Here is a 21,009-nt window from a genome sequence, read left to right as displayed (position 1 = left end):
GGCCCGGTCTACCGTTCGACCAGCGCGAGGACCCGGCACGGGCTCCCGGAGCCGGAGACGATCGGCAGCGGGCCGGCGATCACCACCGCGCCGGTCGTCGGCAACTGCCCCAGGTTGCGGAGCTGGGTCAGGCCGTACTTGTCCTGGCCGAGTAGGAACGAGTGGCACGGGAACGGCGGGTCGAACGAATGCGCGGCGCCCGCGTCGGTCCCGACCGTCTCCACTCCGACGCCCTGGATGGGCGACTCCTCGGCCAGCCAGCGGGCGCACTCGACGGAGATGCCCGGGGTACGCCCGCCGTTGGCGTACCGCTGCGGGTCGTCGCCGTACGCGTCCCAGCCGGTGCGGTAGAGCAGCCAGCCACCGGTGGGCAGGGCCCCGTGTTCCGCCTCCCACGCCTTGACGTGCTCGACCTCGAGCAGGAAGTCAGGGTTGTCGGCGGCATCGGCGGAACGGTCGATCACCACCGCCGGGGCGATCAACTGACTCACCGGGACCTGTGACACGTCGGCGCCCTGTTGACCGCTGACCCAGTGCACCGGGGCGTCGAAGTGGGTGCCGGTGTGCTCGCCGGTGGAGAAGTTGTTCCAGTACCAGGCTGGACCGCGGTCGTCGTACCGGCTGATCTCGCTGAGCTGGAACGGCCAGGTCTGGCCGAACTGCTCGGGCAGACCCAGGATCGGGGTCTGGTCCGAGAGCGGAGCGGTGAGGTCGACAACCTGGATCCGGCCGCTGGAAAGAGCGGCGACAAACTCCTGCAGCACCGTCATGCGGCGACGGTACACCCGCTCTCGCTCCATGATGGAGCATCGACCTACACCGCCTGGCGTGTTGCCGTCGGATGAGCGGCAGCGCCCGGCGACAGACCGGTGAGGGCAGACGATCGGCTGCCCCCGCCGGCTGCCGTTCACGCCAGTCCGCGGCGAACCCACCAGAGGGAGAGCAGGGACAGCCCGACGGTCAACGCGATCAGCACGCCGAACTCCCGCCATTGCAGGGCCCAGAACTTCGAGCCGGGCACGTAGGTCACCTTCAGGCTGAGGTTCTGCTTCTCCAGCCATCTCGGGCAGGTCTCACGGTGGCGGGCCGCAGTCGGGCCGCACTGGGTCATGTCGGCCGGCCCACTGAATTCCGTTCCAGTCGAGGTGATCGCGGTGCTCGACATGACCCAGTCACCCCGGCGGTCCGGCTCGACGTGGAGTGTCATCTGCCCGGTGTCGGTGCTCATCGAGATCCCGTACCTCCCGTCCACATCTAGCGGGCCGACCGTGGTGAGCGGCTGGGCCAACCAGGGGCGCACCACGAACGGCGCGGCGAGCTGGAGGCCGACCACCACCAGCAGGGTCACCGCCATCGCGGCGAGGGTCCGCCGCAGCAGCAGCCCGGTGGCGACACCCACCACGAAGGCCAGCGTCGCGTAGCCGACCGGCACGATCCCCCGGGCCGCGAACACCAACGGGTTCATCCGGTCTGCCGAGGCCCCGTCGATGGGCTGCGCCCACCGGGTCAGCACCAGGCTGAGCAGGCCGGCGCCGAGCGCGGCGGCAGCGCCGCCGACCGCCAGCTTGACCAGCAGCCAGCGGCTCCGGCTGACGGACTGGCTGAAGACCATGCGGTACGTGCCGGACTCCAACTCCCGGGCCACCAGCGGCGCACCCCAGAAGATGCCCACCAGGGCGGGCAGCAGGTACAGGGCCCCGATGGCGGCGATGTGGAACTCACTCGCCCACCCCGGCTGCAACGCCTGGAGAAACGCCTCGCCGGCGGAACGGCAGGCGTCGCCCTGACAGCCGGTGTACCCGGTCTGACTGGCCAGCTCGGTCACCTCCGCCCAGGTCAGCGCCAGGCCGCCCAGGAGCGCCAGCACCAGGGCGGCGGTGGCCAGGGCCGGGGTCCGGAACTGCCGCCAGGTCATCCAGATCATCGCTGTCCCTCCAGAACCCGGTCCGGCCCGTCGCTGGTGGCTTCGCTCATGTACGCCAACACGATGTCCTCCAGGTCCAGCCGGTCGACCTGCCAGGACGGGTCGGCGATCGGCGCGGTGCTGCGCACCACGAGCGTGGTCTGCGCGTCGGTGTGGCTCTGCTCGATCAAGGCACGCCCGGCGCCCAGGTCGGCGGTGTCGCGTCGACGCCCGACCAGGCGGTGGTGGGTGGCAAGCAGGTCGTCCACATCGCCGGCCACCCGCACCTGCGAGGCGACCAGCACGATCAGGTGGTCGCAGACCCGTTCCAGGTCGGCAACGAGGTGCGATGACATCACGATGCTCATGCCCTGCTCGGCGGTCAACTCCATCAGCCCCTGCAGGAAGTTGCGCCGGGCGAGCGGGTCGAGTGCCGCCACCGGCTCGTCGAGCAGCAGCAGACTGGGCCGCTTCGCTGCGGCGACGGTCAGGGCGAGCTGGGCGCGCTGGCCGCCGGAGAGCTTGCCCGCCTTCTGCGCCGGGTCCAGGCCGACCTGGGCGATCCGCCGCTCGGCGAGCGCGGCGTCCCAGGACGGGTTGAGGTGCGCGCCCATCCGTAGGTGGTCCGCGACGGTCAGGCCGGTGTAGACCGGGGTGTCCTGTGCGACGAACCCCACCCTTGGCGACCCGCTGACCGGCCGCACGCCGAGCACCTCGATCCGCCCCGCGGTCGGATCGAGCAGCCCACAGGCCAGTTGCAGCAGGGTGGACTTGCCGGCGCCGTTCGGCCCGACCAGGCCCACGACGTGCCCGGCGGGAATGTCCAGATTGCAGTCCTTCAGGGTGGAGCGTCGCCCGTACCGCTTGGTCAGGCGGTCCGCGATCAGGGCACTAGTCATGCTCGGGCCTCCGAAAAAGCCCGAAAGCTGCTGAGGAAGAGCGCCTCGATGCTCTCGTCGTCGAGGCCCGCCTCCCGAGCCTCGGTCAGCCAGCGTGTCAGGTCCTGCCGCAGCGGCTCGTGCTTGCTCAGCGAGTCGCCACCCAGGCTGCGGGTGACGAACGTGCCCAGCCCTGGCCGGGCCATGACCAGGCCCTCGTACTCCAACTCGCGGTACGCCTTGGAGACCGTGTTCGGGTTGATCGCGACCCGGGCCACCACCTCCTTGACGGTGGGCAACTTGTCGCCCTCGTTCAGGACCCCGAGCCGGAGCGCGTGCCGTACTTGTCGGATGAGCTGCATGTACGGCGCAACCCCGGACCGTGAGTCCAGGTGAAACTCGATCATCTCGCCACCCCGTTCTACTAGGTACCTAGCACAATAGGGCATGGCTTGCGCCGATCGCTAGCGAATGACGTCACTTCGCATCGAGCGAGGGCGGGCCCGCCAGATCCGTGGCCGGAGCCAGCACGCGCTCCCCCGACCACCCCCGAATCCACATCAGACAGAGCCTGGTCGCATCCTGACGACGAGCGCACACCTCACCGGATGCGACTCCGTGAGGGCACCGCTACTATGGGTCAGCAATCCAGAAGAAGGGATCGTGCCCGCGTGCAAAGTCCCGTCAACGGAACCGCGCCGACATCCGCGCCCGGCCGATCCGCGCCGTTTGCCGCCGACCGGTTGCGCAGGCTCGCCCGGCGGATCGTGCTGATCGCGGTCGCCGTCGGGGCCGGCTTCGTGGTGGCCGCCCTGTTTCAGGGCCCCGCTGCCGCCGACGGGATCCGCGGCGGGTCCGATGCTGAGCCGCGTCGCGAGATCGGCGGGCTGGTCGAGCCGGTCCTGCGGCTCACGGTCGCGCAGCGCCCCAGCCAGGACGCCTCGCCCGCGGCCGCGCCGCTGCCCCGGGTCGACGCATCCGCCCCAGCCGGCGCGTCCGAGCCCGAAAGGCTCCGGCCGGCCTCCCTGGCACGCGCGGCACACCGCACCGACCGGTCGCGGCCGGCCGCTGAATCACCGCGACAGTCAGCCACCGCCGTCCCCGACCCACCCGTGGCACACCGACCAGGCGATTCGCCGGTGGTGGGCCTGATCACCGCCCCACTGCCGTACGTCGTCGACCTCGTGAACACAGTGCCGATCCGGCCCGCCGTCACGGCGGTCCTGCATGTCGTCGATGCCGTGCTACCACCGGTTCTCGGCGCGGTGATCGTTCCGGCGGCTACACCTCCACTGCCCGTTCCCCCAGTGCGTGCGCCGACCGCCGTGCCGGTGACCGCCCCGGCTCCCGTACCGACAGGTCCGATGCCACCGGCGGCTCCGGCGCTGGCTCCCGTACCCGCCGCGACGCCGCCGATCCCGGCCGCGCCATCGCCGATCTTCGTCGTCGGCCCCGCGCGTCCCACGGCTCCGGCGGCGCACCTCGCCGTACCCCCGGAACCGGTGGTCGCGGAGCAGGCGTTTTCGGGCCGACCCGTCGCGCCCGTCGATCAGGACGCCGCCGGTGTCGACGATCGATCGAAGCCCGGGCCGGGGCTGGTCTGGCCGGTGGACCGGCAGTCGCACCTCAGCGCCGCACAGCCCTGCGATCTCGTGCCGCTCCTGGTCGAGAGCCGCACTCCGGCTGCGATCGCCCGCCCGGGCTGAGCGCGGGTCGACCGACCCCGGTGGCAGGCCCGCACGGCCTGCTCCACCCGTCGGCCGGTCGATCAGTGCCCGCGCCCGTCCACCGCGACGGCGCCGCGGGCCGGTGCCTGCCCGTCTGTCGCGCACGACCGCCCTGACCAACCCGTGGACGCTCCGGGATCGATGGCCGTCGTGACGCGCACCTGAGATCGGAGAAGACGTGGTGATCCACGTTGTTGTCGCCGAGGACATGGGTCTGCTTCGCGGGGCGCTCTGCGCCGCGCTGTCACGAGAGGAGGACATGGAGGTGGTCGCCGACGTCGAGGGTGTCGGCGAGCTGTTGACGGTGGTCCGGCGGTGCCGGCCGCAGGTGGTGGTGCTGGCACTGACGCCGGAGCTGCCCGACCCGGTGGAGGTGGTCGCCCGGATCGACGTCGAGGCGCCGGACGCCGCCGTGCTGGCGATGAGCCCTCGGTGGAGCCCCGCCCTGGTGGAGGCGGCGTTGGCAGCCGGCGCGCGCGGCCTCGTCGGGAAGGACAGCCCGCTGGCCGAGTTGGTGCGGGCGATCCGCGCGCTCGCGGCCGGGGAGCGCGCGATCGACCCGGCTGCGGCGGTGGCGGTGCTGAGCCCTCCGGAGATGCCGCTGACGCCGCGGGAGATGGACGTGCTGCGGATGGCGGCCGAGGGTCTGCCCCTGAAGGAGATCGCCGTCCGTCTTTACCTGGCACACGGGACGGTCCGCAATCACCTGTCGGTGATTCTGCGCAAGACCGGGGCTCGCAATCGGTTGGAGGCGGTGTCGCGCGCGCGGCGTAACGGCTGGCTGTAGCCGTCGGGTGCGGGTCGGGCGGAGATGTCCGGGCCCGCACCCGTCGCCGTGCGGACCCGTCGGATGCGTGTTTGAATATTGACGTTGAGTGATCTTCAATCGGAGTACGGGAAGGTTCATCGTGATCCGTACCCTGCTCGCCTTGGACGGGGCCCTGGTTCTGGGCGCGCTGTCGTTCGTCCTCGCCGCCCAGGAGGACATCCGTGTCGTGGCGGAGGTGGATCGCGGCGACGAGGTCTCCGCAGCCGTCCACGCCCAACGCCCCGACGTGATGGTGGCCGACCTCGATTTCGTCGAGGGAATCGATTCCGGCCGCCTCGGCCTGTGCCCCGTCCTGGTGCTGGCTCACCCGCATCGGGCGCGGCGACTGCGAGGCATGCTCTGCCCGACCAGGGCGGTCGGCATCCTACGCAGTGACGCCGCCCCCCAGCGGATCATCGACGGGATCCGCCGGCTCGCCCGCCGGGAGCCTGTGCTCGACGCGGACCTCGTCGTCGCGGCGCTGCGCTCGGACAGCCCGCTGACCAGCCGCGAGACGGAGGTGTTGAGGCTGACGGCCGCGGGGGCGCCGGTCGCGGAGGTGGCGGTGTCGCTCGGGCTCACCCGCGGCACCGTGCGTAACCATCTCGGTCGGATCGCCCGCAAGGTGGGCGCCCGCACCCGGGTGGAGGCCGTGCGGATGGCCGGCGAGGCGGGGTGGATCTGACCGGCACAGCCGGCACGGATCCCCGGGGTTTCAGCCCGGCCGGGCCGACGCCGCACGGGACGGCACCACCGAGTCGTCCCAGCAGCCGACGAGCGCCCGGTAGGTGACCGAGCGGGCCAACAACTGGTCGTGCGTCCCCACCACGGGCTCGTCGCCGTCGAGGACCAGCACCCGATCGGCTCGCAGCGCGGAACTGATCCGGTGCGCGATCACCACGAGGCTGCCGGGCCGCCGGGCGAAAGCCGCCTCGACCGTCGCCTCCAGCACCGGGTCCAGGTGACAGGTCGCCTCGTCGAGGAGCACCAGCGGGGCGGGTGCCAGCCAGGCCCGGACGGCCGCGATGAGCTGCCGTTCGCCGGCGGAGAGCAGGGCCGGCGCGACCAGGGCGCCCAGGCCACCCAGCCGGGTCGCCAGAGGACGCGCGCCGAGTTCGTCGAGCGCGACCTCCAGCGTGTGTTCGTCGGCGTCCGCCCGGAGGTAGCGGAGGTTGTCGGCGAGACTGCCGGTGAAGACGTACGCCTCCTGAGGCACCAGCACGCGCATCCGGGCGAGTGCGGCCGGATCGACCTCGGCGACCGTCGCGCCGGACAGGCGGACCGTGCCTGCCTGCGGTGGCACCAGACCGGCCATCAACGCGGCCAGCGTGGATTTGCCCGCACCGCTCGGGCCCACCACGGCGAGATGGTCCCGGTCGGCAAGTGTCAGCGAGAAGTTCTGCAGCACGGGCCGGGCGCGCGGGCCGTAGCCGAAGGTCAGTCCCCGGACCTCGACGGCTGGGGAGCGTCCGGCAGGACCGGTGGGCGGCCGACCGGCGGGGGTCGACGGGCCCTGGTCGTCGGAGACCGGACAGGCGCGCAGGATGTTCTCCAGGGTGACCGCGTAGCGGAGCCCTCCGCCGCCGAGGCCCTGCACCAGGGTGTGCAGGGCGGGTTGCAGCCCGGTGGAGACGTAGATCAGCGCGCCCAGCACCGCGCCGGCGGTGAGCCCACGCTCGACCAGCCAGGGGGCGGTCACCATCAGCACCAGCAGTGGCAGCCAGCCGCCGATGCCGAGGCTGAGACTGCGGATCGCCGCCATCCGGGCGAGCCTGCGTTCGGCGGCGGCCTGCGCCGACACCCAACGTGCCACGTCGGCCGTCACGCGGGTCTGTGCGCCGCAGGCCAGCACGTCCCGGTGACCGGCCAGCGCGGTCGCCGCCGACTGGCCGAGCTGCTCACCGGCGCGGACGTAGGCGCGCTGGTGGGTGACCATCGCCGGCAGCGCGGCGACGAACACGACCAGACCGGCGAGCAGCGGCGCGGCGGCCAGCGCCGCCGCCACCGGTGCCAGGGCGAGCAGGCCGAGCAGGGCCGCGCCGGCGGAGAAGAGGAAACCGCGGGTCACCATCAGCAGACCGGCGAAGGTGTCGCGGACGATCTCCATCTGGTGGGTCAGCCGGGTCACGGCGGCGCTGTCCGGGCGGCCATCCGCCCGGGTGGCGTCGTGTAACGCACCCTGGACCACCTGAGCGGCCACCTCGTCGCGGAACGGCTCGACCACGGCGCCGAGGCTCCGGTACGTTCGCCCGGTGGCCACCGCGCCGACCAGCACGGCCACGGCGAGGACCCCCAACCAGGCCAGGCCGGTGACGAGACGTCCGGCCAGAAAGCCGTCGTCGACGGCGCGGGCGACCAGGTAGCCGGCGAGCAGCGCGGGCAGCGACTCGACAAGCGACCAGCCGCCGAGCCCGGCGAGTTCCCGCCGGCGGGCCCGCAGCGCCCGCCAGGTCACCCGGCGTACGCCGGAACGGCTCACGACCCACCGCCGGCCGGCTGGAAGACAGCACGGTAGTCCGGGTCGGCCCAGAGTCGTCGGTGCGGCGCCAGGCCGCGCAGCCGACCGCCGTCCAGCCAGGCGACGAGGTCGGCCGCCGCGGCCGCCGCGGTCCGGTGGGTGACGACCAGTCGGGTACGCTCCCCAGCCCGCCCGACCACCGCTTCGGTGATCCGGTGTTCGGTCGCGGTGTCGAGGCTGGACGTCGCGTCGTCCAGGATGAGCAGCCGCTCGGCGGCGAACGCGCGGGCCAGGCCGAGGCGTTGGGTCTCGCCGCCGGAGAGCGGTGTGTCCACCAGCGGAGTGCGGTAACCGCCGGGCAGACGTTCGATCACGTCGGCGACCGCCGCCATGCGGGCCGCCCGCAACACTGCCGGCGTGGCCGGGTTCCGATCGGCTGGCGGCGCTGCCGAGTCGACCGGCAGCGCCAGGCCGATCGCGTCGTGGACGGTCGCGCCGATCAGCACCGGCCGGTCGAAGGCGTAACCGACGGCTCGGCGCAACGCGGTCTCGTCGAGGTCCCGCAGCGGCACACCGTCCAGGCGCACCTCTCCGCGGTCGGGGTCGTACAGCCGTCCCGCCACGGCCGCCAGGGTCGACTTGCCGGCACCGGAGGCGCCGACGACGGCCACGGTGGCGCCGGCAGGAACGTCCAGGTCGATGCCGTCCAGGATGGGTCGGCCGTCGTCGGCGTGCACGCACACCCCCCGTAGTCGCAGGGCGCCACCACCGGGTGGAAGCCGTCGATCGCCCGCCGGCGTGGCGGGCTGTGTCAGCAGTTCGGCGACCCGGTGTGCTCCCGCGCGACTGCGGACCAGGTGGTTCAGGGTGGCGAGCACCGCGCCGAGGCCGGCGCCCATGGCGGCGTACCGGACGGCGGCGACCAGTTCACCCGGCGTGAGCCAGCCTGTGGTCAGGGCGTACCCGCCGACCGCGATGACGCTCAGGTTCAGCAGGGGCGCCACGGCCGAGGTGCGGGCACTCGCCCGGGCCAGCAGTTCCCAGGTGCGCCGGCCGTGCAGATTCAGCTCCGGCAGGGCGGCCAGCACCCGGGCCTCCTCACGACGGGTGGTGCCGGCGGCGGCGATGGTGCGGGCACCGGTCAGCGACTCCAGCAGCCGCCCGGCGATGGTGCCGAGCACCCGTTGGTACCCGGCGGTCGCGGCCGAGGCGTCGGCCACGAAGGCGCGCATGAGGACGGCGAGCAGGCCGAGACCGGCGAGCAGGGTGACCCCGAGGACCGGTTCCATGATGGCGAGCGCGACGACGCTGCCGAGCGGCGGAAGCACCGCCACGATGGCCAGGACGACAGCGTTGCCGGCCTGTCCCGCGTCGGCGGTCTGGCCGACCAACCGGCCGACGAGGTCACCCACCGGGTGCCGGCGGGTGGCGCGGACGTCCAAGCCGAACAGGTGACGCAGCAGGCGCCGGCGCAGCCCCGCGGTGGCGCGGGCCGCGCCGAACCCGCTGGCCAGGTCCGTCAGCGTGTCGACGCAGATGAGGACGACGACCAGGCCGCAGGCGGACACCGCCCACCAGCCGGAACCGCCGCCGAGAGCGGCGTCGACGGCGCGGCCGAGGGCCGCGGGTAGCAACAGTTCGGCGGCCGCGCCGAGCAGCGCGACCGCGGCGAGTCCGGCGGTCCAGCCGCCGCCCGCCAGGACCGTCTGCCGGAGCAGCCTGTCCCCCATGGCGAACGTCGGCATCGGTCCTCCCGTTGGTACACGGTTGCCCTGGGTGGGCACGTCTACCCACCCAGGGCCCCACGTGTGCGTGGATCAGTTGCAGGTCGTGACGGAGAGCGAGCTGTCGCCGCAGAGCAGCAGGCTCGCCCGGCTACCGCCACCCGTGCGGTCGGCCGGAGCCATCTCCAGGCCCTGGAGGTCCAGAAGCGCCATGTCGTTCACCTCCCTTCCATCCGTTCGCCGATCAGGTCACCCTCGCTGTGGCGAGGGAGTCTCTGCGCGCCCGGCAGGGGCGCGAGAAAGGGCAGCACCGGCGGCTGGTCGTGCCGCGCGCTGGCCAGCGCGTACAGCACGCCGGCGGTGCCGGTGCCGAAGTCCATGGACAGCCGCAGCAACTGCTCGCCGGGGAACGCGGTCCCCTCCCGGTACGGCAGCGCGTGCCAGGCCAGCCGATCCAGCTGCGCGCCGAGCTCGCGGCGGTCGACCTCGTCGGTCGAGGCGGCGAGGTAGGCGATGATGCCGGCCCGGCCGGCGAAGAGCCCGGACTGTGCGTAGAACGGTGAGCGTGCCGCGCGGCGGATCCCCGCGCTCGCCTCGGCGAATTGGTCGTCGGCCCGGTGGCGTAGGTACTGGTCGAGGACCAGACCGATGCCGACACTGCCGTGTGCCAGGTAGGGCATGGTGCGCCAACCCTCGTTGACCTCCAGTGCACCGTCCGGGCGCAGCACACACCGACGCAGATCCTGACGCAGTGCCGTGGCGGCGTGCCCCAGCAGCTCGTCGTCTCCGCTGAGCTCGTAGAGCCGCAACAGCATCAGCGCCGGTCCGGTCCGGCCCCGCAGCAGCCCGGCGTACGGGTTACGCCCGCCGCTGATGTCCGGGCCCGGGTCGTCGGCGAGCCGCCCGATCACCTGGTCGGCGGCCCGCCACGCGGCGGCGTGCAACGAGGCCTCCCCGGTGCGCGCGGCCAGCTCGGCCAGGTTGAGCGCTATCCCCGACAATCCGCTGGCCAGGCTGTGGTCGAGTCCGTCCAGGGGTTCGCGCAGGCAGATGTCGAGAACGTCCAGCGCGTCCTGCCGGCGTCCGAGGTGATCGAGTGCGTAGGCGACACCGTGCAGCCCGTCGTAGAAGCCACAGCGGGTGCCGGACGGGGGCGCTGTCGCGTGTCGCACCAGCCAGTCTTCGTGCTCGGGCCACCGTCCGGCGCCGCTCTTGTGGAGCGCGTACAGCACTCCCGCCGCCCCGTGGGCGAGGTTGAGGCCGCCACTACGGAACTGTTCGATGTCACCGGGAAAGAGCCGGTCGTCGCGTTCGGGAGTGGCGCTGGCCACGATCGCCGTCGTCAGCTGGTTACGCGTGGTGGGCCAGTCGTCCGCGCCGTTTCGGGGGGCCGTGGTGACCGGCGAGTCGCCGGTGATCTCCTCGACCGCCGGGTCGAGGAACGACCTCGGCACCGGGAAGTTCGCGGCGATGATGTCGGCCAGGTGAGTGACCTTCGCCGGGGCGAGCCGGACCAGCTGGGTCAGGGGTAGGAACAGCGCCAACCGCAGGCACGCCAGGGCGTACCGGTCGACCGCCGGCCCGGTCCGGTCCCTCGGTGCCGCGAAGCCCTGGTTGCGCAGCCCGGGTCGGCGGTGCCCGGCGATCGGGGCGGCCACCTCGAAGTCGACCAGGGCAACCTGGTCGTCCGGCCGGATCATGATGTTGAAAAGGTGCAGGTCTCCGTAGACCAGGCCGCGCTCGTGGATCGCCGTCACGACGGATTCGACCTGCTCGTAGGTCTGGCGGGCCCATCGGGCGTACGCTGCCCGGTCGCCGTCCGTCGCGTCGGCGTCGATCAGCGGGTACCGGTCGACAAGCACCTTGTTCAGCGGTCGACCTTCGATGAACTCGAGCGCGAGGAACCGGTGCTCACCGAGGGTGAAATCGTCGTGTACCCGCGGCACCTGTGGCAGGTCGGCGAGTTGCCGGAGGGCCTGCGCCTCACGGGTCAGCCGGGCGACGGCGTCGGTACCGTCGGCGTCCAGGCCGGCGTGCGGCCGGGCCTCCTTCAGCACCACCTCGGTGTCGGTACGCAGGTCCCTGCCCACGTACAGTCCGCCGCCGTTCGAGAAGTGGATCACTCGCTCGATCCGGTACGGCACCTCGTTGGTGCTGGTGTCGTTGCGGGCGGTCAGGTGCGGGCCGAGGAAGTCGGGCAGGGTGACCCAGGACGGTACGTGAAAGACGGGTTCACGGCGGTCCGGCACCAGCGTGCCGGAGTCGTCCTCGATCGCCGGTACCACCTGGCCGTCGGGAGAGTGGCAGTAGCGGGCGGCGAAGCCGCCGTAGCGCACGTGGACCGGGCCGGCGCCGTAGCGGAGATCACTGAGGATGTACGGTCCCGGCTCGCCGGTGAGCAGCTCGTCGAGCTCCTTGCAGGTCAGTTCCAGCTCCGCGTCGTCGCGGGGGTAGACGGTGATGAACTTGCCGCTGGCGGCCCGGGCGGCGTACTTGGAGTTGCGCAGCAGCAGCGTGCGCGGCCCGCGCAGGAACTTGAAGGACAGGCCGCGAGGGACGCAGTAGTTCCAGACCGCGTCCAGCACCCGCTCGGCGTTCGCCAGACCTGCCGACACATGGATCTTCCAGCCCTGCTGCGGCAGCGAACCGCCGTCGGGCGCGTAGATCAACCAGTCGTCGAGCGGTTCGCGGCGCCAGCCGGCCGGCACCGGCCGGTCGGCGGCCGGGAAGACGGGCTGCGCGACGGCGCTGCCGAGCGAGTCGTAGAACAGCCGATCCGCGGCGCAGTAGCTGTCGTAACGTTCGTCCACCGTCCCGCCGCCCCTCGAACTCGGCCGGCTCTTGTTCCGGCGTCGAATCGAGTCTTATCGACAGGCATCGCTGGCTCCAGTGCGCTTAGTCACGACGTTCGATGCGGGGCGCACAGGTACTCATGACATTAGTCAGGCCCGCACGACCGCGGTCAGGTCGGCTCAGGACATGGGCGGCGTGCCCCACGTCGGCGGCGCGACACTGTTGATCTCGCTGCTGGCGCGCTGACGGTGGCGAGTCGGCGTCTAGGCTTCCTGGGTGGCCGATGCTGAGCTGGTGACGAATGACGAGCGGCTGCGTCGTATCGAGGCGATCACCGACGCCACCCTGTCGGGGCTGAACATCGCCGAGTTGCTCGACGAGCTGCTCGAGCGGGTCCGGGACCTACTCAAGGTCGACACCGCCACCATCCTGCTACTGGACGACCACACCGGCGAGCTCGTCGCGACAGCGGCCAAGGGCCTGGAGGAGGAGGTACGCCGCGGTTTCCGCATTCGGGTCGGGCGCGGCTTCGCCGGCCGGGTGGCGGCGACACGTGCGCCGGTCACGATCTACGACGTTGGGCCCGACGACGTGGCCAACCCCATCCTGCTCGCCAAGGGCATCCGTGTCCTACTGGGCGTGCCCATGCTCCTCAACGGCAATCTCATCGGCGTACTCCACGTCGGCTCCCTGACCCTGCGGCGGTTCGGTCCCGACGACGTGCAGCTGTTGCAGCTCGTTGCCGATCGCGCCAGCCTCGCAGGTCAGGCCCGAGCGCAGGTCCTCGACCGGCAGGCGGCGCTGGCTCTGCAACACAGCCTGCTTCCAGGCCGGCTACCCGAGGTCCCCGGCCTGGACCTGGCCGCCCGGTACATACCCGGCCACGACCTGGGCATCGGCGGCGACTGGTACGACGTGTTCACGTTGCCCTCGGGGTGGCTGGGCGCGGTCATCGGCGACGTCTCCGGCCACGGGCTGCCATCTGCCGTCGTCATGGGGCGCATCCGCAGCGCGCTACGCGCCTATGCCCTCGATTCCGACGACCCCGCCCAGGCACTGACCTCCCTCGACCGCAAGATCCACCATTTCGAGGCGGGCACCCTCACCACCGCCGTCTACGCCCTGATCACGCCCGACCGCACGCGGGTGCACCTCTCCTCCGCAGGCCATCTTCCGCCGCTGCTGGCTGTCCCCGGCCGTCCGACCCAGCCCGTCAGCCTGACGGTGGACCGCCCACTCGGTGTGGGCCGACCAGTGAGCAGTCGCCGCACCACCGTGCTGGACCTACCGCCGGGCGCGGCGCTCGTCTTCTACACCGACGGGCTGGTCGAACGCCGCAGCGAACTGATCGACACCGGGATCGAGCGGCTCGCCGAGGCCGTGCAGTCCGGGCCGGCCGAGGCGTTGTGCGACCACATCATGGCCACCACGGCGGTGGAACACCCGAACGACGACATTGCCCTACTGGTCATCCGCCATCGACCGCCATCGAGCTAATGCCGCTTGGGCAGCTTGTCACCCGATGGACCTGCCGACAGGCCGACCTTTAGTTGCTCCTGTGCGTGCGAAGGCATCCGGACCGTGGCGCCTTGATCCGTAACAGGTCCGAAACTACCGGTTGAAAACCCGGGAATTTTCTGCCAGCCTGGGAGCCATCGATCAGTGTGAACGTTAACAAGATCATTCCGCACTGGAGGCGCCTCACGCAACCGTCAGGCCCACCCCCTGCCAGGTGACCACGTCCACCACCCAATGAGACCAGCGCCCGCAACCACTTCCCAACGGGCGACCGGACCCACCCATCGCACACCTCCACCCGCTGGTCAGGTAGTCCGAACGAACTCGCGTCCGGGCGGACGCCTGAGGTGAGTCCCCGGCCCGCCCGGGCGGACTCAGCTCGTGGCCACCGCCATCCCAGCGGGGCCATCCACTCGAACAGCGACAGAGCTCCCCCTATCCCACCACCGGAGGATCAGCATGCCTTCCCGGACCCGTCCCACCGGGCATACCCGACTACGAACGCTCGCTTTTTCCGGAACGGCCGCGATAATTCTGGCCCTGGTCGTATCGCTGCTACCCAATCTGGCCCAGGCCGCCGAGAGTACCCTCGGCGCCGCCGCAGCCCAGTCCGGCAGGTACTTCGGTGCCGCGGTCGCCGCGAACAAGCTCAACGACGGCGCCTACACCACGATCCTCAACCGGGAGTTCAACGCCATCACTCCCGAGAACGAAATGAAGATCGACGCGACCGAGCCGCAGCAGAACAACTTCACGTTCGGCAACGCGGACCGGATCGTCAACCACGCCCTCTCCCGGGGGTGGAAGGTTCGAGGCCACACCCTGGCCTGGTACTCGCAGCAGCCGGGCTGGATGCAGAGCATGGAGGGCAGCGGGCTACGCAGCGCGATGCTGAACCACGTCACCCGGGTCGCCAGCTACTACCGCGGCAAGATCTACTCGTGGGACGTGGTGAACGAGGCGTTCGAGGACGGCAACAGCGGCGCCCGTCGCAACTCGAACCTGCAGCGCACCGGCAACGACTGGATCGAGGCGGCGTTCCGCGCCGCCGACGCGGCGGACCCGGACGCGAAGCTCTGCTACAACGACTACAACACCGACAACTGGACCTGGGCCAAGACCCAGGCCGTGTACAACATGGTGCGCGACTTCAAGTCTCGTGGGGTGCCGATCGACTGCGTCGGCTTCCAGTCCCACTTCAACGCCAACTCGCCGTACAACAGCAACTACCGCACCACGCTGTCCAGCTTCGCCGCCCTCGGGGTGGACGTGCAGATCACCGAGCTGGACATCGAGGGCTCCGGCACGACCCAGGCCAACACCTACCGCAGTGTGGTCAACGACTGCCTTGCCGTGGCCCGCTGCAACGGTCTCACCGTGTGGGGGGTGCGCGACTGTGACTCGTGGCGCTCCGGCGGCACCCCGCTGCTCTTCGACTGCAACGGCAACAAGAAGGCCGCCTACAACTCCACCCTGGAGGCGTTGAACAGCGCCGGCCCCACCAACCCGCCGACCGACCCGCCCACCAACCCGCCCACCAACCCGCCCGGCTCGGCCAGCGAGATCGTCGGGACACAGTCCGGCCGGTGCATCGACGTACCCAACGCCTCGACCACCAACGGCACCCGGGTGCAGCTCTACGACTGCAACGGGCAGACCAACCAGGCGTGGACCTACACCTCCGGCAAACAACTACAGGTGTACGGCAACATGTGCCTCGACGCCGCAGGCTCCGGCAACGGTGCGGCCGTCCAGATCTACAGCTGCCACAGCGCGACCAACCAGCAGTGGAACGTCAACTCCAACGGCACCATCAGCGGCGTGCAGTCCGGGCGATGCCTGGACGTCTGGAGCACCAGCAACGGAGCCCAGATCCAGCTCTACGACTGCCACGGCCAGAGCAACCAGCAGTTCCGGTTCGCCGGCACCACCCAGACGCCCACGCCCACGCCGACGACCACGACGCCGCCGCCGACCGGTGGCACGTGCGACCTCCCCTCGACGTACCGCTGGTCGTCGTCGGGCGCGCTCGCGCAGCCGAGGTCGGGATGGGTGTCGCTGAAGGACTTCACCGTCGCGCCGTACAACGGGCAGCAACTCGTCTACGCCACCACCCACGACACCGGCAGCACGTGGGGCTCGATGAACTTCGGCCTCTTCACCAACTACTCGCAGATGGGCTCGGCCAGCCAGAACGCGATGAACTCGGCGACCGTCGCGCCGTCGTTGTTCTACTTCGCGCCGCGCAACATCTGGGTGCTGGCCTATCAGTGGGGCCCCACGGCGTTCTCGTACCGGACCTCCAGCGACCCGACGAACGCGAACGGGTGGTCCGGGGCGCAGACGCTGTTCACCGGAAGCATCTCCAACTCCAACACCGGCCCGATCGACCAGGCGGTCATCGGGGACGACCAGAACATGTACCTGTTCTTCGCCGGTGACAACGGCCGGATCTACCGGGCCAGCATGCCGATCGGGAACTTCCCGGGCAGCTTCGGCTCGAACTACACGACGATCATGACCGACTCGACGAACAACCTGTTCGAAGGAGTTCAGGTCTACAAGCTCCAGGGCCTGAACAAGTACCTCATGATCGTCGAGGCGATCGGCTCGAACGGGCGCTACTTCCGCTCGTTCACGGCCAGCAGCCTGGGTGGTTCGTGGACGCCGCAGGCCACGTCCGAGAGCAACCCGTTCGCGGGCAAGGCCAACAGCGGCGCCACCTGGACCAACGACATCAGCCACGGTGAGCTGCTGCGGACCAACGCCGACCAGACCATGACCGTCGACGCGTGCAACCTGCAACTGCTCTACCAGGGCCGTTCCCCCAGCTCCGGCGGTGACTACGGCCTCCTGCCGTACCGGCCGGGTCTGCTGACCCTGCAACGCTGACGACCGAACGACACCGGGGCGGGCCGGCTCGGCACAAGGCCGAGCCTGCCCGCCCCGCACGCATCCACCACCACCAGGAGGTATCGACAGTGCGAGGACACGCAAGCCACCCCCCGCCCGCGGGGACGACCCACGCCGACCGGGTGTCCCCCCGGCTGCGGGGACGCCTGTTCAAGCTCGCCGCGGCCGGGATCGCCGCCGCGGTCGGACTGCTCACCATCACCCTGGCGACCGGGTCGGCGTCGGCCGCCGACAACCCGTACCAGCGGGGCCCGGATCCCACCCGGACCAGCGTCGCCACCGAGAACGGCCCGTTCGCCAACACCTCCGTCAGCGTGCCGACCGGGTACGGCTTCAACGGCGGCAGGATCTACTACCCGACCGACACCAGCCAGGGCACCTTCGGGGCCATCGCGATCTCGCCGGGTTACACCGCGTTGTTCTCCGCGGAACTGGCCTGGATGGGGCCGTGGCTGGCCTCCCACGGCTTCGTCGTGATCGGCATCGAGACCAACAGCCGTAACGACTTCGACACGGCGCGAGGCACCCAGTTGCTCGCCGCACTGGACTACCTCACCCAGCAGAGCCCGGTGCGCGACCGCGTCGACCCCAGCCGGTTGGCGGTCGCCGGTCACTCCATGGGCGGCGGTGGCGCGCTGAGCGCAGCCACCCGGCGATCGTCGTTGAAGGCAGTGGTCGGCATCGCGCCGTACTCGCCGTCGTCGAACCTGGCCAACGACCGGGTGCCCACAATGATCTTCTCCGGGCAGGCCGACACGGTGGTCACCCCGTCCTACGCCACCGGCCTGTACAACAGCCTCCCGGCCACGACCGAGAGCGTCTACCTGGAGGTCGCCGGCGCCGATCACGGGTTCATGGTCGGTCGGTCGAACCCGGTGATGATCCGGACCATGCTGCCGTTCGTCAAGATGTTCATCGACAACGACGCCCGGTACAGCCAGTTCCTCTGCCCGCTGCTCGACTCCAACGGCGTGGTCACCTACCGCAGCACCTGCCCGTTGCTGCCCTCGACGCCGACCACCCCGACCGACCCGCCAACGGACCCGCCCACCAACCCGCCCACCAACCCGCCCGGCTCGGCCAGCGAGATCGTCGGCGCCCAGTCCGGCCGGTGCATCGACGTACCCAACGCCTCTCGCAACAACGGCACCCGGGTGCAGCTCTACAGCTGCAACAAGCAGACCAACCAGGCCTGGACCTACACCTCCGGCAAACAACTCCAGGTGTACGGCAACATGTGCCTCGACGCCGCAGGCTCCGGCAACGGCGCGGCCGTCCAGATCTACAGCTGCCACAGCCAGACCAACCAACAGTGGAACGTCAACTCCAACGGCACCATCAGCAGCGTGCAGTCCGGGCGATGCCTGGACGCCTGGAGCACCAGCAACGGAGCCCAGATCCAGCTCTACGACTGCCACGGGCAAACCAACCAGCAGTTCAGGCTCGCCCCACTCGCATGATCCAGCGCCTCTGCGACAGGCCGGACTGAAACGGGCGGGCTCGGCGCCATGCCGGGCCCGCCCTCATCATCCCAACGCGGCGCCCGTACAGGCCTTGGGGACGACGGTCACCGAGGGGCGATCAGTGGCGCAAAATCGATGCGGGTGAGGGGCTGTTCGGACAGCGCACCGTCCGCGCGGGGCACCCGCAGAGGCCGACCGTCACGGAAGAACGTGACGGTGGTGACGTCGTCACGGCTGGTGAGGGTGCAGACGATCTGCCCGAAGGCGAGCACCTCGTCGCTGCGGCCGGCGTCCTCGCCGGGTTTGTCGACCACGACGCGGGCCTCGGTGCCGGTCACCGTGACACCGGCGGCGTTGACAGCGCCCGGCAGCGCAGTGGTCAGGTCGGTGTCGCGTTCGGCCGCGGTGGGTCCGGCCAGCAGATGCCGCAGTTGGTCCTCGGTAGTGGGTGGCCGGTCGACCCGCCGGACGAACGAGATGATGCGGTTGTCCCGGACGAAGCAGAGTGTCTCGACGGCAGGGCCGACCGGTGCGCTCGTGTCGGCGGACGCAGAGCTCTGGAATGGCCCTTGCGGCGCCTGCACTACCCGGGGGGCATCGTCGGTGGGAATGCTGCAGCTGGTCAGTAGCGCGGCAAGCGCCAGTGCGACGAGATGACGATGGTTCATGGCAGGCTCTCCGGCAGGGTGACGCGGAAGCGGGCGCCTCCATCGGGCCGGTCACCGACGGTGACGTGTCCGGCGTGTGCCGCGGCGTGCTGCGCGACCAGCGCGAGCCCGAGCCCGGTGCCGTCGCCGGTGCCGCGGGTGTGTGCTGCCCGCCCTCGAACGAAACGGTCGAAGATCGCCTCGCGGTCCTCGACGGGCACACCTGGTCCGTCATCCTCGACCTCGATGATTCCGGCGTTACCGTCGCGGCCCAGCCGGACGCCTGCCGGACCGCCCCCGTAGGTCACCGCGTTGTCGAGCAGGTTCGCCAGGATCTGGGCGACGCGGCGCCGCTCGACCAGCCACGTCGCCGGCACGTCGGGTGCGAGACGGACGAGGGTCGTGGGCAGGTCGAGGGCGCGGCAGGCGTCGCGGGCCAGCGCCACGACGTCCACGGAGGCCCGGTGGGCGGGTTGGTCGCTGCGGGCCAGGTCGATCAGGTCGTTGACGAGCCGCTGGAAACGGTCGATCTCGTCGGCGACGAGCCCGGCCGCGATGGCGGTCCGTTCGTCCTGGTGTTCCCGACGGCGGGCCAGGACGCTGGCCGCCGCGGCGAGGGTCTGCAACGGGGAGCGCAGCTCGTGGCTGACGTCGGCGGCGAACCGGCGGTCCCGCTCGATGCGGTGGGCGAGGCGGTCGACCATCTGGTTGAACGAGGAGGACAGGCGGGTCAGGTCGGGGTCGGTGGCCGTGTCTAGGCGGGCGGTGAAGTCACCGGCGGCGATCTTCTCGGCCGCGTCGGCGACCGCCGTCAGCGGGCGCAGCCCGTGCCGGGTGGCGTACCAGCCGAGTGCCGCGCCGGACCCGGCGACCATGATCGCGACGGTGGTCAGCGCGAGGGCCAGGACCTGGAGCGTCTGTTCCAGCTCCCGGAGCGAGTTCACCTCGAAGTACGTCGCGGACGCGGACAGCGGCACCCCGACGACCAGGGCGGGTTGTCCATCGACGCGTACCCGCTGCACGGCGGGTTCTCCGGCGGCGACGATCCGGCGCAGCGCGGCGGGGATGGCGGCCGTGGTGCCGGGATCGGCGGCGCGCGCGTACCACTCGCCGTTGAGGTGCAGCACCGGTCGACGGCTACCCCCGGTGTCCAACGACCGGAGCACCTCCACCACGTCCGGGGTCTCGGTGTCGATACCGGCACGAACGACGGTAGCGTCGAAGTAGGCCGCGCGCAGGGCGGTGCGTTCCCGCTCGTCGAGCAGGGATCGGCGGGTCAGGTCGTAGGAGATCAGGGCCATCGACGCCGAGAGCAGGAGCGCGCCGACGGCGAATGCGGCGGTCACCCGGGTACGCAGTCCGAGGCGTCTCATCGCTGCAGCTTGTAGCCCAGGCCCCGCAGGGTGACCAGGTGCCGCGGGTTCGCCGGGTCCGGCTCGATCTTCTGCCGCAACCGGCCCACGTGCACGTCGACGAGCCGTTCGTCTCCGCTGTCGTACCCCCAGACCCGTTCCAGCAGTTGCTGGCGGGACAGCACCCGGCCGGCGTGCTCGGCCAGCTCGCACAGCAGCCGGAATTCGGTGCGGGTGACCGATATGGGTTGGCCGGCTCGACGAATCTCTCCCCCGTCGGGGCTGATCTCCAGCTCGCCGACCACGAGCACCGGCACGGGCTCCGGAGTGTGCCCCACGACACCGCTACGGGCACGGCGCCGCAGGGCACGCAGCCGAGCGGTCAGCTCCTTGATCGCCACCGGCTTGACAACGTAGTCGTCGGCGCCGGCTTCGAGGGCGGCGACGATGTCGTGGGTGTCGTCGCGGGCGCTGACCACCACGATCGGCACGTCGTCGTCACGGCGTAGTTGCCGGATGCACTCGAAACCGTCGAGACCGGGCAGCATCAGGTCGACCAGCACGTAGTCGGCCGGGTCGCGTCGCTGCGTGCGCAGGCCCTCCTCGGCCGTGGCCGCGCCGAGAGCGTCGTAGCCTTCGTCCTCGAGTGCGAGCAACAAGGCCAGACGGATGCGGTCGTCGTCCTCGATCACCAGTACGGCCGTCATACCGGGCATCATCCCCAGCCGAGCGGCTCGGCTGCCAACCACGGCGGCCGGTTGGCAGATTTGTCACGGAACTGTCACAGATCCGCGTGGTGACCGCCAAGCCGGCACGGCAGGGTCC

Annotated in this window: 17 protein-coding genes; 6 read left to right on the top strand and 11 right to left on the bottom strand. The window is 71.0% G+C overall.

Translation table 11 applies throughout. From position 1 onward, the window contains the following. Positions 1 to 8: 8 nt before the first annotated feature. The 4 genes from V6U86_RS01020 to V6U86_RS01005 all read right to left on the bottom strand — a co-directional run bounded on the left by V6U86_RS01020 (position 9) and on the right by V6U86_RS01005 (position 3,188). Positions 9 to 770 (bottom strand): cyclase family protein, encoded by a 762-nt coding sequence (locus tag V6U86_RS01020; protein WP_334497340.1) that lies wholly within the window; start codon positions 768 to 770, stop codon positions 9 to 11. Positions 771 to 907: 137 nt separating this feature from the next. After that, positions 908 to 1,924 carry an ABC transporter permease subunit gene (locus V6U86_RS01015; protein ID WP_334497338.1) on the bottom strand — a complete coding sequence of 339 codons (1,017 nt, stop codon included), beginning with the start codon at positions 1,922 to 1,924 and terminating at the stop codon, positions 908 to 910. Continuing rightward, on the bottom strand, positions 1,921 to 2,802 hold the full coding sequence (locus V6U86_RS01010; protein WP_334497336.1) for an ABC transporter ATP-binding protein: 882 nt from the start codon (positions 2,800 to 2,802) through the stop codon (positions 1,921 to 1,923). The genes V6U86_RS01015 and V6U86_RS01010 overlap by 4 nt, the downstream gene beginning before the upstream one ends. Next, on the bottom strand, positions 2,799 to 3,188 hold the full coding sequence (locus V6U86_RS01005) for a GntR family transcriptional regulator (RefSeq protein ID WP_334497334.1): 390 nt from the start codon (positions 3,186 to 3,188) through the stop codon (positions 2,799 to 2,801). Before V6U86_RS01005 ends, V6U86_RS01010 begins: the two co-directional genes overlap by 4 nt. Positions 3,189 to 3,452: 264 nt before the next feature. Here V6U86_RS01005 and V6U86_RS01000 point away from each other — a divergent pair, with 264 nt between their 5' ends. From V6U86_RS01000 to V6U86_RS00990, 3 genes are all read left to right on the top strand, one after another. Beyond that, positions 3,453 to 4,487 (top strand): hypothetical protein, encoded by a 1,035-nt coding sequence (locus tag V6U86_RS01000; protein ID WP_334497332.1) that lies wholly within the window; start codon positions 3,453 to 3,455, stop codon positions 4,485 to 4,487. 202 nt (positions 4,488 to 4,689) lie between these two features. Further along, positions 4,690 to 5,295 carry a response regulator transcription factor gene (locus tag V6U86_RS00995; protein WP_334497330.1) on the top strand — a complete coding sequence of 202 codons (606 nt, stop codon included), beginning with the start codon at positions 4,690 to 4,692 and terminating at the stop codon, positions 5,293 to 5,295. 121 nt (positions 5,296 to 5,416) lie between these two features. Next, a complete protein-coding gene (locus tag V6U86_RS00990) occupies positions 5,417 to 6,001 on the top strand; it encodes a response regulator transcription factor (protein ID WP_334497328.1) in 585 nt (194 codons plus the stop codon). Between the two features lie 30 nt (positions 6,002 to 6,031). On the opposite strand, the gene V6U86_RS00985 is transcribed toward V6U86_RS00990, so the two are convergent. The 4 genes from V6U86_RS00985 to lanKC all read right to left on the bottom strand — a co-directional run bounded on the left by V6U86_RS00985 (position 6,032) and on the right by lanKC (position 12,308). Beyond that, complete coding sequence (locus V6U86_RS00985; RefSeq protein WP_334497326.1) at positions 6,032 to 7,795, bottom strand: ATP-binding cassette domain-containing protein; 1,764 nt, start codon at positions 7,793 to 7,795, stop codon at positions 6,032 to 6,034. Further along, complete coding sequence (locus tag V6U86_RS00980; protein WP_334497324.1) at positions 7,792 to 9,519, bottom strand: ABC transporter ATP-binding protein; 1,728 nt, start codon at positions 9,517 to 9,519, stop codon at positions 7,792 to 7,794. Before V6U86_RS00980 ends, V6U86_RS00985 begins: the two co-directional genes overlap by 4 nt. 72 nt (positions 9,520 to 9,591) lie before the next feature. After that, positions 9,592 to 9,711: a SapB/AmfS family lanthipeptide gene (locus V6U86_RS00975; RefSeq protein ID WP_013734295.1), complete on the bottom strand. Its 120-nt coding sequence runs from the start codon at positions 9,709 to 9,711 to the stop codon at positions 9,592 to 9,594. Between the two features lie 5 nt (positions 9,712 to 9,716). Further along, positions 9,717 to 12,308, bottom strand: coding sequence for a class III lanthionine synthetase LanKC (gene lanKC / locus V6U86_RS00970; protein ID WP_334497305.1), 2,592 nt, complete (start codon positions 12,306 to 12,308; stop codon positions 9,717 to 9,719). Between the two features lie 259 nt (positions 12,309 to 12,567). Between lanKC and V6U86_RS00965 the strand changes: the two genes are divergently transcribed. From V6U86_RS00965 to V6U86_RS00955, 3 genes are all read left to right on the top strand, one after another. Next, positions 12,568 to 13,788 (top strand): PP2C family protein-serine/threonine phosphatase, encoded by a 1,221-nt coding sequence (locus V6U86_RS00965; RefSeq protein WP_334497303.1) that lies wholly within the window; start codon positions 12,568 to 12,570, stop codon positions 13,786 to 13,788. A gap of 480 nt (positions 13,789 to 14,268) precedes the next feature. Further along, complete coding sequence (locus V6U86_RS00960; protein WP_334497301.1) at positions 14,269 to 16,701, top strand: non-reducing end alpha-L-arabinofuranosidase family hydrolase; 2,433 nt, start codon at positions 14,269 to 14,271, stop codon at positions 16,699 to 16,701. Positions 16,702 to 16,790: 89 nt separating this feature from the next. After that, positions 16,791 to 18,182 (top strand): poly(ethylene terephthalate) hydrolase family protein, encoded by a 1,392-nt coding sequence (locus V6U86_RS00955; protein WP_334497299.1) that lies wholly within the window; start codon positions 16,791 to 16,793, stop codon positions 18,180 to 18,182. Positions 18,183 to 18,289: 107 nt separating this feature from the next. On the opposite strand, the gene V6U86_RS00950 is transcribed toward V6U86_RS00955, so the two are convergent. Genes V6U86_RS00950 through V6U86_RS00940 form a run of 3 tightly spaced genes read right to left on the bottom strand, consistent with a single transcriptional unit; the run spans position 18,290 to position 20,891 of the window. Next, positions 18,290 to 18,853 (bottom strand): GerMN domain-containing protein, encoded by a 564-nt coding sequence (locus tag V6U86_RS00950; protein ID WP_334497297.1) that lies wholly within the window; start codon positions 18,851 to 18,853, stop codon positions 18,290 to 18,292. Next, positions 18,850 to 20,205, bottom strand: a complete 1,356-nt coding sequence (locus V6U86_RS00945) for a sensor histidine kinase (RefSeq protein WP_334497295.1) — start codon at positions 20,203 to 20,205, stop codon at positions 18,850 to 18,852. Before V6U86_RS00945 ends, V6U86_RS00950 begins: the two co-directional genes overlap by 4 nt. After that, positions 20,202 to 20,891: a response regulator transcription factor gene (locus tag V6U86_RS00940; RefSeq protein WP_334497293.1), complete on the bottom strand. Its 690-nt coding sequence runs from the start codon at positions 20,889 to 20,891 to the stop codon at positions 20,202 to 20,204. Before V6U86_RS00940 ends, V6U86_RS00945 begins: the two co-directional genes overlap by 4 nt. Between the last annotated feature and the right edge of the window lie 118 nt (positions 20,892 to 21,009).

It is taken from the genome of Micromonospora sp. CPCC 205558 (assembly GCF_036902955.1).
Lineage (GTDB): Bacteria > Actinomycetota > Actinomycetes > Mycobacteriales > Micromonosporaceae > Micromonospora.
Note: the sequence above shows the minus strand (reverse complement) of the source record. Positions and strands in the feature narration are given on the sequence as shown.

Coding starts and splice junctions, on each gene's coding strand:
- V6U86_RS01020 (WP_334497340.1), bottom strand. CDS start 770: ATGACGGTGCTGCAGGAGTTTGTCGCCGCTCTTTCCAGCGGCCGGATC.
- V6U86_RS01015 (WP_334497338.1), bottom strand. CDS start 1,924: ATGATCTGGATGACCTGGCGGCAGTTCCGGACCCCGGCCCTGGCCACC.
- V6U86_RS01010 (WP_334497336.1), bottom strand. CDS start 2,802: ATGACTAGTGCCCTGATCGCGGACCGCCTGACCAAGCGGTACGGGCGA.
- V6U86_RS01005 (WP_334497334.1), bottom strand. CDS start 3,188: ATGATCGAGTTTCACCTGGACTCACGGTCCGGGGTTGCGCCGTACATG.
- V6U86_RS00980 (WP_334497324.1), bottom strand. CDS start 9,519: ATGCCGACGTTCGCCATGGGGGACAGGCTGCTCCGGCAGACGGTCCTG.
- V6U86_RS00975 (WP_013734295.1), bottom strand. CDS start 9,711: ATGGCGCTTCTGGACCTCCAGGGCCTGGAGATGGCTCCGGCCGACCGC.
- V6U86_RS00960 (WP_334497301.1), top strand. CDS start 14,269: ATGCCTTCCCGGACCCGTCCCACCGGGCATACCCGACTACGAACGCTC.
- V6U86_RS00950 (WP_334497297.1), bottom strand. CDS start 18,853: ATGAACCATCGTCATCTCGTCGCACTGGCGCTTGCCGCGCTACTGACC.
- V6U86_RS00945 (WP_334497295.1), bottom strand. CDS start 20,205: ATGAGACGCCTCGGACTGCGTACCCGGGTGACCGCCGCATTCGCCGTC.
- V6U86_RS00940 (WP_334497293.1), bottom strand. CDS start 20,891: ATGACGGCCGTACTGGTGATCGAGGACGACGACCGCATCCGTCTGGCC.